Raw genomic sequence first — 13,232 nt, 5'->3', positions numbered from 1 at the left:
ATGTGGGTCCCCCAATCCCTCACAGTGGTGGGCCCCCCCCTTTCGCTCCCCCCCCCCGCCGCCCTAGTTGGCGACCGTGAAGCGGCGGTGCCGGTTCTTCGGCTCCTCCAGCTCGTCCAGGACGGCGACCGCGAAGTCCTGCGTGGAGATCGAGTCGCCCACGGGGGAGTCGACGCCCGTGGTGTACTCGCCCGTGCGCTCGCCCGGCTGGATCACCGGGGCCGGCGCGAGCATCGTCCAGTCCAGGCCGGAGGCGGAGTTGTAGGCCTCGAGGACGTGCGCCATCGTCAGCGACTCCGCCTTGTACGCCTCCGGGAAGTCGGGCGCGTCGACGAGGCGGTGGCCGCCGGCGTTCAGGGCGCCGGCGCCGCCGACGACGAACACCCGGGCCGGGACCAGCGTCTCGGTGATCTCCTCGTGCGCGGCCACGTACGGCCCGTGGTCGCCGCCGTCGCGCGACGGGGGGACGGAGAGGACGACGGCGTCGTGCTCGCCCGCGAGCCGGCGGTACGTCGCGAGGTCGCCGAGCTCCGCGGCGACCGCCGCCGTGCCCTCCACGGCCGTGCCGTGGCGCGTCACGGACGTGACTTCGTGGCCCCGGGAGAGCGCCTCCCGGACGATCTCGCGCCCCACCATCCCGGTGGCGCCGTACACGGCAATCTTCATGGGTCGTCCTTTCGTCACAACGATGCTGGTGGAGCAAAGGTATCCGCTGGATACCGGATACCTCAACGTCATATAGTTCCCCCATGGATACCGTGTCGCGGGATTTCAACGTCATGGTGCCGGACTGCCCGTCCCGCGCCGTGCTGCAGCGGATCGGCGACAAGTGGACGCCGCTGGTGGTCCACGCGCTCGAGGGCGGGCCGCTGCGCTTCTCGGCGCTGCGCGCCGCCGTCGGCTCCGTGACGCCGAAGGTGCTGACCCAGACGCTGCGGACGCTCGAGCGCGACGGGCTCGTCGGGCGAGCCGCCTTCGCCGAGGTGCCGCCGCGCGTCGAGTATTCGCTGACCGAGCTCGGCCGCTCACTGCTCGGGCCGCTGCACACGGTCCGCGAGTGGTCCGAGGCGCACGCGGCGTCGATCCTCGAGGCCCGCGCCGCGTACGACGACGAGGCCGTGATCCCGGAGGTGCGCGGTGCCTGAGAACGCGGCGGGAACGGCACCCGACCCCCACGGTCCGGCCGGGGCCTGGGCCGGCGACGGGGGCACCGGCCCCGGCGGCGGTCCGCGCTTCCACGGCGAGGCGGCGACGGTCGTGCTGCTGCGCGACGGCCGGCCCGGCCTCGAGGCCCTGCTGCTTGAACGTCCCCAGCGCGGCTCGTTCGCCGGCGCGTGGGTGTTCCCGGGCGGGCACGTGGACCCGGAGGACCTGGAGGCCGAGGACTCGGGCCCCGACGCCGCGTCCTTCGGCGCGGTCCGGGCCGCACGGCGGGAGGCCCTCGAGGAGACCGGGCTGGAACTCGACCCGGCCGGGCTCGTGGCGATCTCGCTCTGGATCCCGCCGGCGCAGGCGCCCAAGCGCCTGCTGACCAGGTTCTTCCTCGCCGCGGCCCCCGAGGGGCCCGTCCGGCTCAGCGCCGACGAGCACGTCGGCCACGCGTGGCTCGCCCCCGCCGAGGCGCTGGAGCGCCACGCGCGCGGGCAGATGCGGCTCGTCGCGCCGACTTGGGTGACCCTCCACGACCTCCAGGTCGCCGCATCCGTCCACGACGCCCTGGCCGCGGCCCGCTCCGCCGAGCCGCGCGAGTTCCACAGCCGCCGGCAGACCACTGCGGACGGGCGGCAGCTGATCCTGTGGTCGGGGGACGCGGAGTACGACGGCGACGCGGTCCCGGGCGCGGACCTCCCGTCGGGGCGCCGCCACCGGATGGACATCACGGACCTGCCCTGGGTCTACGAGCGTTCGCACTAGGCGGGCACCGGGTCCGTGGGCGGGCCATGCCGGTGGGCAGGACGACCCATCCCGGGGCCGGAGCGGAATGGGTCATCCGCCCGACGCGGGTGGGTGCGGCGCGAGCCTAGCGTGAAGGCATGAAAACGAACCCAGCCATCATCGAGACCGTCATCGTGGGAGGCGGCCAGGCCGGTCTCGCCACGGCGTACCACCTGACCCGGGCCGGGCACGAGTGCGTGGTCCTGGAACGCAACGCCCGCGTCGGCGAGCAGTGGCGCCGGCAGTGGGACAGCCTGCTGCTCTATTCCCCGGCCCGGTACGACGCCCTGCCGGGCCTGCCGTTCCCCGGCGACCCCTGGCACTTCCCCGGCAAGGACGAGGTCGCCGACTACCTCGAGGCGTACGTCCGGGAGTTCGACCTGCCCGTGCGCACCGGGGTCCGGGTCCTCCGGGTGCGGCCGGCCGCGGAGGGCCACCTCGTCGCCACCGACTCCGGGGAGTACCGGGCCCGGAACGTCGTCGTCGCCAGCGGGACGTACGGGCGGACGCCGGCGGTGCCGGCTGCCGCGGCCGAACTCGATCCGGGGATCGTGCAGCTGCACTCGAGCGAATACCGCAACCCGGGCCAGCTGCCGGAGGGCACCGTCCTCGTCGTCGGGGCCTCCCACTCCGGGTTCGACATCGCCCACGAGCTCGCCGCGACCCGGCACGTCGTGCTCGCCGGCCGCGACTGCGGACAGCTGCCACTGAAGTTCGGCACCCGCCAGCTGCGCCTGGCGTTCCCGTTGCTCTGGTTCGTCTGGGGGCACGTGATGGACCGGCGCACGCCCGTTGGCCGGAAGATGTTGGCCGAGGCGCGGTTCCACGGGGCCCCCGCCCTGCGGGTCAAGCGCGGGGACCTGGCCGCCGCCGGCGTCGAGCGGGTGACCGAACGCGTCGTCGGGGCCGAGGGCGGCCGCCCGCGGCTCGCCGACGGGCGTGTGGTCGAGGCCGCCGCCGTCGTTTGGGCGACCGGCTTCCGGCAGGCGTTCGATTGGATCGAGCCGGACGTCCTCGGCGAGGGAGGGTGGCCCCGGGAGGACCGGGGCGAGGTGCCGGAGGCCCCGGGGCTGTTCTTCACGGGCCTGTGCTTCCAGAGCTCCTTCCGGTCCATGCTGCTCGGCGGGGCGGGCGACGACGCGGCCCATGTGGCCGGCCGCGTCCAGGCCCGTGCCACGGCCTCCCCGGCCATGGCGGCCTGACGGACTGACAGCGGCAGGTGGCGGGCGTATCGTGGCCGGGAGAGGCAGGTGCGCCCGTGGCCGTTGCCGAGGAGCTGGAACGGGGACGCGAGGCCTTCGAGCGCCGGGAGTGGGCCGCGGCCTACGAACGGCTCGCCGAGGCCGACGCGGGAGAGGGCCTGTCCCCGGCCGATTTGGCCCGCTGGGCCACGGCCGCCTACCTGCTGGGCCTCTATGCCGAGTGCCAGCGGGTGCTCCAGGAGGCCCTCCACCTCCACGAGTCCGCGGGACGACCCGCCGAGGCCGCGCGGTGCTGTTTTTGGTTGGGCCTTGCGGCCCTGTTCGACGGCGACCAGGCCGTGGCCGGAGGCTGGTGGGGCCGGGCGGCGAGCCTGCTCGAGGACGCCCCGGATGCGGCGGCGGAACGCGGCTACCTGCTCGTTCCGGAGGCCATGCGGCGCGGCGCGGCCGGAGACGGCCAGGGCACGCTGGAGGCCGGGGACCGGACCGCCGCCATCGGACGGGAGGTCGGCGACGAGGACCTCGTGGCCATGGGCCTGCACGCCCAGGGGCGCGGGCTGTTGATGCTACCGGGGCGGGCCGGCGAGGGGCAGGCCAAGCTGGACGAGGCGATGGCGCACGTGCTCTCGGGCGGGGTGGCGCCGGTCTTCGCCGGGATGATCTATTGCAGCGTCGTCGAGGCGTGCCAGGAACTCGGCGACTTCGACCGGATGCGGCAGTGGACGGCCGCCCTGACGCGGTGGTGCGACCAGCAGCCGGACCTGGTCCCCTTCACGGGCCAATGCGCCGTCCACCGGGGGCAACTCCTGCGCCTCGACGGGGCCTATGCCCGCGCCGTGGACGAGTTCGACGCCGCGATCGAGCGGTACACGCAGGCTGGCCAGGCCCAAGCCGTGGGCCTGGCCCACTACGAAGTCGGCGAGGTCCACCGGATCGTTGGGGACGCGGCCGCCGCCGAGGCCGCATACCAACGCGCCAGCCGGGCCGGGTTCCAGCCCCAGCCCGGGGCCGCCCTGCTCTGGCTGCAGCGCGGCCGGGCCGCCGCGGCGCGGGCCGTCGTCGACCGGCTGGCCGGCGAGGACGCGCCCCCGCCCGCGCGGGCGCGGCTGCTGCCCGCCGTGGTCGAGGTGCGGCTGGCCGTCGACGACCTCCCCGGCGCCCGGGACGCCGCCCGGGAATTGGAGACGCTGGCGGACTCGCTGGAGTGCGCGTGGGTCGGCGCGCACGCGCACTGCGCCACCGGGCTGGTCCGCCTGGCCGACGGGGACGCCGCCGGCGCGCTGCCCGCCCTGCGCCGCGCCGTGCGCGCCTGGACCGCCCTGCGGGCACCCTACGAGACGGCGCGGGCCCGGGTCGCGGTGGCCCGGGCGTGCGCGGCGCTGGGCGACGACGACACCGCGCGGATGGAGGCGGACGCGGCGTGTTCGGCCCTGCGCGAGCTCGGGGCCGCCCCGGCGCACGACGAAGCCGCCGAACTGGCCCGCTCCCTCGCCGCGCGGCCGGCGGGCGGTCTCTCGCCCCGCGAGGTCGAGGTCCTGCGCCTCGTCGCGTCCGGGTGCAGCAACGCCGAGATCGCTGCGGAGCTGGTCCTCAGCACGAAGACCGTCGCGCGGCACCTGTCCAACATCTTCACGAAGATCGGCGTCACCTCCCGCACCGCCGCGGCGGCGTACGCGTTCGCCCACGGGCTGGCCTAGGGCCCGGGGCGGGCCCGCCGGGGCTCCCCGCGACGCGCGGCGCCCGCCGTGGCGCGGCGGAGCCTAGCGGGAGCCGGCGAGGGCGCGCTCGAGGACGGGCGCCAGCCGGCGCACGCCCTCGCGGATCGACTCCTCGTCGACCGCGCTGAAGGACAGGCGCAGCCGGTTGCTCGGCTCGTCGCCGGGCGTGAACGCGGCCCCCGGGATGAAGACGACGCCGGCGTCGATGGCCTCGTGCAGCAGCGGGTAGGTGTCCACGCCCTCGGGCAGCGTGACCCAAACGAAGAAGCCGCCCTGGGGCGTGGTCCACTCGACGCCGTCGGGCATGTGCTCGGACAGCGCGTCGAGCAGGGCCGCGCAGCGGCCGGCGTACAGCTCGCGGTACGTGTCGATCTGTCCGCGCCAGTCGTGCCCGGAGAGGTATTCGCTGATCAGCATCTGGTTCAGCGTGGGCGGGCACAGGGTCACGGCCTCGCTCGCGAGGTAGAACCGGCGGTGCAGGTGGCCCGGCACCAGCGCCCAGCCGATGCGCAGGCCGGGGGCCAGGATCTTCGAGAACGAGCCCATGTAGAGGACGTCGTCCGGGTTGGCGGCCCGCATCGGGGTGTGGGGCTTCCCGTCGAAGCGCAGGAGCCCGTACGGGTTGTCCTCCATGACGAGGATGTTCGCTTCCCGGCAGATGTCGACGACCCGCTGGCGGCGCTCCTCGGCGAGCGTGATGCCTGAGGGGTTGTTGAAGTTGGGGATCGTGTAGAGGAGCTTGATGCGCCGGCCCTCGGCGTGGAGCCGGCGGACGGTCCGCTCGAGCTCCTCGGGGACCAGCCCGTCGTCGTCCATGGGCACGGGGATCGGCTGGACCTGCTGCGCCTCGAACGCGTTCAGGGCGCCGACGTAGGTCGGGTCCTCCACGAGGACCACGTCGCCGGGGTCGCAGAAGACCTTCACCGCGACGTCCTGCGCGGACTGGGACCCCGCAGTGACCACGACGTTCTCCGGATCCGCGTCGGTGATGCCCTCCGCCGCCATCACCTCGCAGATCTGGGTGCGCAGCTCCTCGGTGCCCTGGCCGCCGCCGTACTGGAGCGCGACCATCCCCTCTTCCGCGATGATGCGGCGGGCCATCTCGCCGAGCTTGTCCAGCGGGAGGGACTGCAGGTACGGGTTGCCGCCCGCCAGCGAGACCAGGCCCGGGCGCATCGAGATGTCGAAGACGTCGCGCACGGCCGACTGCTTGATGTTCGCGGCACGCTCCGAGAACAGGGTCTCGTGGCGTCGGGAGGCCTCGGCGCGGGCCAGCGCCAGGTCGGTCTCGGAGGGCACGTTGGGGTCGAGGGCGCGCTTCGTCGATGTGGTCACGGCCACAGTCTCGCAAACGAGTTACCGAATAGGCAACAACCGTTCCCTACTGATGTTCCCTGGGGGAGGCGGCCTGCTCACGCGCGGCGACCCACGCGAGCACGTCGGCGGGCCGGATCCGCCGGTGCGTGCCGCGGTACTCGACCGGGATGGTCCCCGCGTCGGTCAGGTTGCGCATGTAGGTGTTGGACACGCCCGCCAGCTTCGCGGCCTGGGAGGTGTTCAGCCAGCGCTCGGCGGTACTCACGGTGACGGCCTCGCCCGCGGAGAGCCGGAGCAGCACGTCCATGACGGCGTCGACGGCGGCGCCCGGCAGGCGCACGGCCGTCCCGTTGACGAAGACGGTCGCGTCCGCCGACTCCTCGAGGGCGCGGGCCAGGCGCGCGGCGTCGGCCGCGGGCAGGGCCTCGTGGTGGGTGGTGCGGCTCAGCGCCGTGGTTTCCGAGGGCATGGGACCATCATGCCCCGGCGGTCCCGGTCCCGCGCCTGCCTGCTGCGCGCCCGGCGCCCGGCGCGGGGTGGCTTTCCGCGGACGGCCCCGATTCGGTACCGTGGACACCACGGTCTAAAGAAAGTACTGACCACTGCGCCCGTGCGTGCGCCCCCCATCCCGGGGCTGCCCCGCGCAGAGCGAGGCAAGGACGCCGCTGCCGCACCGCCCTCTGCCCGGAAGCGGCCGACGCCCGTCCCGCGCAATCCGCGACACGCCCGCTGGACTCAGACACTTTCAACGAAGGAGCCACCATGACCGCCACCGCCGGCCACCAGACCGATTCCGCCCCGATCAGCGAGGAGGAGATCTTCTCCTCCCACGAGGGCGGCAAGCTGACCGTCCAGACCACGATGCCGCTGGACTCCAAGCGCGCGCTGTCCATTGCCTACACCCCCGGCGTCGCCCAGGTCTCCCGCGCCATCGCCGCCGACCCGGCCAAGCACGCCACCCACACCTGGGCCTCCCGCCTGGTCGTCGTCGTCTCCGACGGCACCGCCGTGCTGGGCCTGGGCGACATCGGCGCCGCCGCGTCGCTGCCCGTCATGGAGGGCAAGTCCGCCCTGTTCCGCGAGTTCGGGGGCCTGAACTCCATCCCCCTGGTGCTGGACACGACGAACGTCGACGAGATCGTCGAGACCCTCGTCCGCCTGCGCCCGAGCTTCGGCGCGGTGAACCTCGAGGACGTCTCGGCGCCGCGCTGCTTCGAGCTCGAGCAGCGCCTCATCGAGGCCCTGGACTGCCCGGTCATGCACGACGACCAGCACGGCACCGCCGTCGTCGTCCTCGCCGCGCTCACCAACGCCGCGCGCGTCGCGGGCAAGGCGTTCGGCGACATGCGCGTCGTCGTCTCGGGCGCCGGCGCCGCCGGCATCGCCATCGCGGAGATCCTCATCAACGCGGGCGTCGGGGACGTCGTCCTGGTCGACTCCCGGGGCACCATCCACCGCGAGCGCAACGACCTCAACGCCATCAAGGCCGAGTACGCCGCGAAGACGAACAAGGACGACATCATCGGCGGCGTCGCCCAGGCGCTCGACGGCGCGGACGCGTTCGTCGGGGTCTCCTCCTCCAAGGTCGCCGAGGAGGACATCGCGCGGATGAACGAGAACGCGATCATCTTCGCCCTGTCCAACCCGGACCCGGAGGTCATGCCGGACGTCGCGGCCAAGCACGCCGCCGTCGTCGCCACCGGCCGCTCGGACTTCCCGAACCAGATCAACAACGTGCTCGCGTTCCCGGGGATCTTCCGGGGCGCGCTCGACGCCGGCGCGCGGAAGATCACCCCGGAGATGAAGATCGCGGCCGCGCAGGCGATCGCCGACCTCGCCGCCGAGGACCTGGCCGCCGACCACATCGTGCCCTCGCCGCTCGATCCGCGGGTCGCCGGCGCCGTCGCCGAGGCCGTCGGCCGCGCCGCCGCGGGCCAGTAGCAGGCCGGCCCCAGCAGGCCGCCGCGGCCCCGCCCCCGGTGTCGGGGGCGGGGCCGCGCCGTGTCGGGGGCCAGTACGACGGCGGGTCAGCGCGACGGTGGCGTCCCCCGGCGGGGCCTGCGGCCCCTGGGCGGCGGAGCCCCCGGCCGACACGGACTCCCGCCCGCGGCCCCGGGCGGGTACCGTCGGATTCCATCGATCCACCGCCCCCCGAGAAGGAGGTGGGCCCGTGGCGTCCCCCGTCAAGGTCCCGGCAGCGCACCACACGCTGCGCATCCTGAAGTACCTCGCCGCCCGCCGGGGGCCGGTCGCCGCGTCCGCCATCGCGTCCGCCCTCGACCTGCCCCGCTCCAGCGTCTACCACCTGCTGGCCGTGATGGAGGACGCCGGGTTCGTGATGCACCTGCCCGAGGAGCGCCGCTACGGGCTGGGGATCGCGGCGTTCGAGCTTTCCTCGGCGTACTCGCGGCAGGAGCCGCTCTCGCGGATCGGGCGCCCGCTGGTGGACCGGCTCGTCGACCGCGTGGGGGAGAGCGCCCACCTGGCTGTCCTCCACGGACGCGACGTGCTGTACGTCGTGGAGGAGCGCGCCAAGAACCGGCCCTCGCTCGTGACGGACGTCGGCGTCCGGCTGCCGGCCCACGTGACGGCGACCGGCCGGGCCATCCTCGCGTGGCTGCCCAAGTCCCAGGCCCGCGCGCTGTACCCGAACGCGGCCGCGTTCACCACCCGGCACGAGACTCCGACGACCGTCACGACCTACACCCAGCTGCGGCGCCTGCTCGACGAGACGGCCCAGCGCGGGTACGCCACCGAGGATGGGGACGTCACGCCGGACTTCGCGTCCATGGCCGTGCCCGTCCTGGACCACCAGGGCTGGCCGGTTGCCTCCGTGGCGGTCACCTACCTCAGCGACAGGCTGCCCGAGGACCGGCGGCCCGCCCTGCTCGAGGGGATCCGGGACGTCGCGGACGAGCTTTCCGCGAGGATCCACGGCCGCCGCGCGTAGCCTTTGGTATTTTCCTCACTGATACCCCAACGACTCGGCCGCCCAGCCGCGGAAAGGAACGCCGATGCGCGCCACCGACCCCTCGCCGCTGGTCGCCTCGGTCGCCGCGGAGATCCTGCGGCACGTGGCCGAGGCCGGCCTGCCGGAGGGTGCGCGGCTGATCGAGCGGAAGCTCGGGGAGCGGCTCCGCGTCTCCCGTTCGCCCGTGCGCGAGGCGCTGCGCCTCCTCGAGGCCGACGGCGCGGTCCGCCGGGCCGAGCGGGGCGGCTACGTGGTCGCCCTCCCGCCGGAACGCCTCCCCGCCCCCGCCGTCGGCCCCACCGGGGCCTCCACCGAGGAGCGGTACCACCGGATCGCCACGGACCGGCTCGAGGGGCGCCTCCCCGACCGCGTCACGGAGAGCCAGCTCATGCGCAGCTACGGCTTCACCCGGGCCGAGCTCGCCGAAACGCTGCGGCGCATGTCCAACGAGGGGTGGATCGACCGCGCGCCCGGCTACGGGTGGGAGTTCCTGCCGACGCTGGACTCGTTGCGGGCGTACCGGGAGAGCTACCGCTTCCGGCTCGTCATCGAGCCCGCGGCGATCCTCGAGCCCACCTTCACGCTCGACGTCCCGGCGCTGCAGCGGTGCAGGGAGCAGCAACAGCGGCTCGTCGACGGGGCGATCTGGGAGGTGTCGCCTGCGGCGCTCTTCGACGCGAACACCGCGCTGCACGAGTCGGTCATGGACTGCTCCCGCAACGCCTTCTTCGCCGAGGGCCTGCGCCGCGTGGACCGGCTCCGCCGGCTGATCGAGTACCAGAAGGCCCTGCCCCGGGACCGCGCCCTCGCCCGGTGCCGAGAGCACCTCCAGCTCATCGACCTGCTCCTGGCCGGGCACAACGAGGCCGCCTCGGCGTTCATGCGCGAGCACCTCAGGAGCGCCGGCGAGGAGAAGACCGCCGCCCCGGAGGAGTAGGCCGCCCTCCCTGGCGACGGGGGCGACGACGGCGGGGCGACGGTGCCGGGGCCGGGGGTGCCGGAGCCGGCGTCACCGGCGGAGCGTCTTCTCCAGGCCGCTGACGCCCAGCAGGGCCGTGGTGAACCAGATGGCGCCCGCGGGGCCCCAGCCCACGGCCGCGGTGCCGGCGGCCAGCGGCAGCACGACCTGGCCCAGCCGGTTGCCCATGAGCCGCACGGCCAGGGCCGCGCCCCGCCAGCGGGCCGGAACGGACATGGACACCAGCGACATCGTGATCGGTTGGCCCAGCCCGAGGAAGAACCCGCCGAGGCCGAGGAACGCCGCGGCCCACCAGGGCGAGGAGATCAGCACGGGGGGCAACGCCAGCGCCGCGCCGGAGCCGTAGAGGCTCGCCAGCAGGAGGGTCCGCCGCGAGAACCTGGAGGACAGCCAGGGCAGGAAGGCGCGGGAGAGGATGGACGCGCCTCCGCGGACCGCCAGCAGCGCGCCCACGACGGCCGGGGCGACGCCCGCCCGCTCGCCGACCACCGGCAGGAACGCGGTGAGGATATCGAGCATGGCCAGCAGCGACAGCGACGCCAGCATGTGCGAGCGCATCCCCGGGAGCGCCAGGATCCGGGCCATCGTCGCCCGGCCCTCCTGCGCCCCGGGACCGTCCCCGGAAGAGGCCCGGCCGCCCCCGGAAGAGGCGCGGCCGCCCGCGGACTGGGCCGCCCCCGCGTCCGCGGGTTGGCCGGCGCCGTCCGGACGCACTCCGTCCGCCGGCCCTCCGTCCGCCGGCCCGGCGCCCGCCCGGCGGGGCTGCGCCCAGGCGGTGGCCAGCGCGGGCACTGCGAGCAGCGACACGGCCGCCCCGATCCAGAGTGCCAGCGCGACGTCGGCGGCCCGCTCCGGGGAGGCCGTCGCGCCATGGCCGCCCAGGATCAGGCCGGCGGCCAGCGGTCCGGCCAGCTGCCCGGCCGCGTAGGCCGCCGTGAACCAGCCGAACCCGCGGTCCAGCTGGTCGTCGGGCAGCCAGCGTGCGACGGCCGCCTGGCCGGCGATGGTGAAGACGAGGTGCCCGAGCCCGAGCAGCGCGCTGCCCGCGGCGACGGTGGGCACTCCCGGGGCCGCCGCGAGCCCGGCCGCGCCCACGGCGAGCAGCACGGCGCCGCCGCTCATCATGTGGCGCAGGCGGCCCACCCTGGCCGTGACCCGGCCCAACCACATCGCGCTCACGAGCGGAAGCAGCGCGTAGACCGCGGTCACGAGGCCCACGACGAGGGGACCGGCGCCCAGCCCCAGCAGCTTGTACGTCGTCACCGGGCGCACCAGGTTCAGGGCCGTCTGGGTCAGCAGGGCGGCGGCCACGAGCAGCCAGAGCCACGCGCCCGCCCGGAGGGCGCCCCTCATCGTGGCTCCCCAGGGACGGCCCAGCGGGGACGCCGGGAGGCGGCGCGCGACGGGCGCGGCCGACGGGTGCCGGTGGGGCCGGCCACTGCCGGGGATTCGTTCGGGGACACGTTGGTTTATGTTATCCGCAAAATGCCATCAGGCGCGTCCCGGGTCGCGGGGGCGGTGGCCGGCGCCACGGCCAGGACCACGAGTGCGGCGCCGACGATCCCCAGCCCGGCCCAGCCCGCCGGGCCGAGGCGCTCGCCGACGACGGCGACGGCCAGGACCGCGGCGACCGCCGGCTCGCTGAGCGTGATGGTGGTGGCCGTGCTGGCCGCGACGCGCGCCAGGCCGTACCCGAAGAGCAGGTAGCCGAGGAACATCGGGACCAGCGCCATGTAGGCCGCCACCGCGAAGGCCTCCGGCGTGGCGACGAGCGGGGCCCCGGTGAGGGCCAGCATCGGCAGGAGCAGCGCGCCGCCCGTGCCGAAGACGGCGCCCATCGAGGCGGCGCGGCCCACGCCGCGGTGCATGAGGCTGCGCGCGGCCCACGAGTACGTCGCGTAGGCGGCCCCCGCGACGAGGCCGAGCGCGATGCCGGCCAGCGTCGGGCCGGCCTCGCCGGCGGCGCCGGTGGCCTTGGCGAGACACAGCAGCGTGCTGCCGACGATGCCGAGCCCGGCGGCGAACAGCCACCACCGGCTGACCGGGGCGCGGTGCGCCAGCCACTCCAGCACCCCGGAGGCCAGCGGGGCGGAGGCGAGCGAGACGACGGTGCCGATCGCGACGCCCGCCAGGTGCATCGAGCCGTAGAACGCCAGCGGGTAGACGGCGACGGCGGCCGCCCCCAGGCCGACCAGCCGCGCGTTGCGGCGCAGCTGCGGCCGGGCGGCCCGGAGCGCGGGGAGTGCGACGGCGGCCTGCAGGAGGCCGCCGAGGCCCATCGCCGCGGAACCGATCGCCAGGGGGCCGGCGGCGGGGGCGAACGTCGCCGCCGTGCCCGTGGTGCCCCACAGGATGGAGGTCGCCGTGATCGCGGCGAGGGCCCCGGTCCTGCCGCTCCTCACGCGGCGTCCAGCCAGGACGCGGCGACGGCGCGGGCGCGGGCCAGCCGGTCGGGCGACCCCTCGAGGCCAGCGCGCGAGACGGCGCCCTCGAGCAGGAACGCGAGCTGCTCCGCCCGGGCGGCAGCGCCCGCGGCGCCCGCCAGCGCGTCCGCGAGGATCGCCTCGACCTGTTCCTTGTGCCGGCGGACCGCGTCCCGTCCGGGGGATCCGGCGGGCAGTTCGGCGGCGGCGTTGAGGAGCCCGCAGCCCCGGAAGCCGTGGACGTACGCGGCGCCGGCGTGGTCGAGGTAGGCGTCGAAGACGGCGAGCACCCGCTCCCGCGGCGTCTGGGCGTCCGCGGCCCGCCGCTCGTGCAGGTCCAGCCACTCGCGGTGGCGGGCCTCGAGGTACGCGAGGACCAGCTCGTCCTTGGACGCGAAGTTGTTGTAGAGGCTCTTCCGTGCGACCCCGGCCCGCTCGGTGATGGAGTCGATGCCCGTGGCGGCCATCCCGTGGGCGTAGAACAGCTCCGCGGCGGCCTCCAGCAGCCGTTCGCGGGCGGGGCGCGGCCGCGGCGTCGTCGTCGCCATGGGAACCTCCAGTCGCTAGTAGTTAGACCAGTCTACCTATGGGCTTCGTGCGACGCGCAAGGCCCCGGCGGGAGCCGGGCCCCGCCGTCGGGCGCCTTGTCTGGCATCCCGGACAGGCCTTGCCGGAACCCCGTGGTTG

At 75.1% G+C, this 13,232-nt stretch carries 13 protein-coding genes; 7 read left to right on the top strand and 6 right to left on the bottom strand.

Going from position 1 to position 13,232, the window contains the following annotated elements; translation table 11 throughout:
• Window positions 1-63 precede the first annotated feature (63 nt).
• Entirely contained in the window at window positions 64-666 is a 603-nt protein-coding gene (locus AC1Q5D_RS10920; protein ID WP_481738625.1) for an NAD(P)-dependent oxidoreductase, read from the bottom strand.
• 83 nt (window positions 667-749) lie between these two features.
• Between AC1Q5D_RS10920 and AC1Q5D_RS10915 the strand changes: the two genes are divergently transcribed.
• The 4 genes from AC1Q5D_RS10915 to AC1Q5D_RS10900 all read left to right on the top strand — a co-directional run bounded on the left by AC1Q5D_RS10915 (window position 750) and on the right by AC1Q5D_RS10900 (window position 4,834).
• Window positions 750-1,145 carry a winged helix-turn-helix transcriptional regulator gene (locus tag AC1Q5D_RS10915; protein WP_481738624.1) on the top strand — a complete coding sequence of 132 codons (396 nt, stop codon included), beginning with the start codon at window positions 750-752 and terminating at the stop codon, window positions 1,143-1,145.
• Window positions 1,138-1,914, top strand: a complete 777-nt coding sequence (locus tag AC1Q5D_RS10910) for an NUDIX hydrolase (protein WP_481738623.1) — start codon at window positions 1,138-1,140, stop codon at window positions 1,912-1,914. The genes AC1Q5D_RS10915 and AC1Q5D_RS10910 overlap by 8 nt, the downstream gene beginning before the upstream one ends.
• Window positions 1,915-2,033: 119 nt before the next feature.
• Complete coding sequence (locus AC1Q5D_RS10905; RefSeq protein ID WP_481738622.1) at window positions 2,034-3,137, top strand: flavin-containing monooxygenase; 1,104 nt, start codon at window positions 2,034-2,036, stop codon at window positions 3,135-3,137.
• Between the two features lie 56 nt (window positions 3,138-3,193).
• Window positions 3,194-4,834: a LuxR C-terminal-related transcriptional regulator gene (locus tag AC1Q5D_RS10900; protein WP_481738621.1), complete on the top strand. Its 1,641-nt coding sequence runs from the start codon at window positions 3,194-3,196 to the stop codon at window positions 4,832-4,834.
• A gap of 63 nt (window positions 4,835-4,897) precedes the next feature.
• Here the strand turns inward: AC1Q5D_RS10900 and AC1Q5D_RS10895 are convergent, their stop codons facing one another.
• Both AC1Q5D_RS10895 and AC1Q5D_RS10890 read right to left on the bottom strand, forming a co-directional pair.
• Window positions 4,898-6,190, bottom strand: a complete 1,293-nt coding sequence (locus AC1Q5D_RS10895) for an aminotransferase-like domain-containing protein (protein ID WP_481738620.1) — start codon at window positions 6,188-6,190, stop codon at window positions 4,898-4,900.
• A gap of 46 nt (window positions 6,191-6,236) precedes the next feature.
• A complete protein-coding gene (locus AC1Q5D_RS10890) occupies window positions 6,237-6,641 on the bottom strand; it encodes a helix-turn-helix domain-containing protein (protein WP_481738619.1) in 405 nt (134 codons plus the stop codon).
• 293 nt (window positions 6,642-6,934) lie between these two features.
• Here AC1Q5D_RS10890 and AC1Q5D_RS10885 point away from each other — a divergent pair, with 293 nt between their 5' ends.
• The 3 genes from AC1Q5D_RS10885 (at window position 6,935) to AC1Q5D_RS10875 (ending at window position 10,080) form a co-directional block, all read left to right on the top strand.
• Window positions 6,935-8,113, top strand: a complete 1,179-nt coding sequence (locus AC1Q5D_RS10885; protein ID WP_481738618.1) for an NAD(P)-dependent malic enzyme — start codon at window positions 6,935-6,937, stop codon at window positions 8,111-8,113.
• A 229-nt stretch (window positions 8,114-8,342) separates the two neighbouring features.
• On the top strand, window positions 8,343-9,122 hold the full coding sequence (locus tag AC1Q5D_RS10880) for an IclR family transcriptional regulator (RefSeq protein ID WP_481738617.1): 780 nt from the start codon (window positions 8,343-8,345) through the stop codon (window positions 9,120-9,122).
• A 64-nt stretch (window positions 9,123-9,186) separates the two neighbouring features.
• Entirely contained in the window at window positions 9,187-10,080 is an 894-nt protein-coding gene (locus AC1Q5D_RS10875) for a GntR family transcriptional regulator (protein ID WP_481738616.1), read from the top strand.
• Between the two features lie 72 nt (window positions 10,081-10,152).
• Here the strand turns inward: AC1Q5D_RS10875 and AC1Q5D_RS10870 are convergent, their stop codons facing one another.
• The 3 genes from AC1Q5D_RS10870 to AC1Q5D_RS10860 form a co-directional block, all read right to left on the bottom strand.
• A complete protein-coding gene (locus tag AC1Q5D_RS10870; protein WP_481738615.1) occupies window positions 10,153-11,475 on the bottom strand; it encodes an MFS transporter in 1,323 nt (440 codons plus the stop codon).
• A 116-nt stretch (window positions 11,476-11,591) separates the two neighbouring features.
• On the bottom strand, window positions 11,592-12,524 hold the full coding sequence (locus tag AC1Q5D_RS10865; protein WP_481738614.1) for an EamA family transporter: 933 nt from the start codon (window positions 12,522-12,524) through the stop codon (window positions 11,592-11,594).
• Window positions 12,521-13,093, bottom strand: coding sequence for a TetR/AcrR family transcriptional regulator (locus tag AC1Q5D_RS10860; protein WP_481738613.1), 573 nt, complete (start codon window positions 13,091-13,093; stop codon window positions 12,521-12,523). The genes AC1Q5D_RS10865 and AC1Q5D_RS10860 overlap by 4 nt, the downstream gene beginning before the upstream one ends.
• Window positions 13,094-13,232 lie beyond the last annotated feature (139 nt).

The organism is Arthrobacter paludis (assembly GCF_056782315.1).
This window is presented reverse-complemented; position numbering and strand designations above follow the sequence as displayed.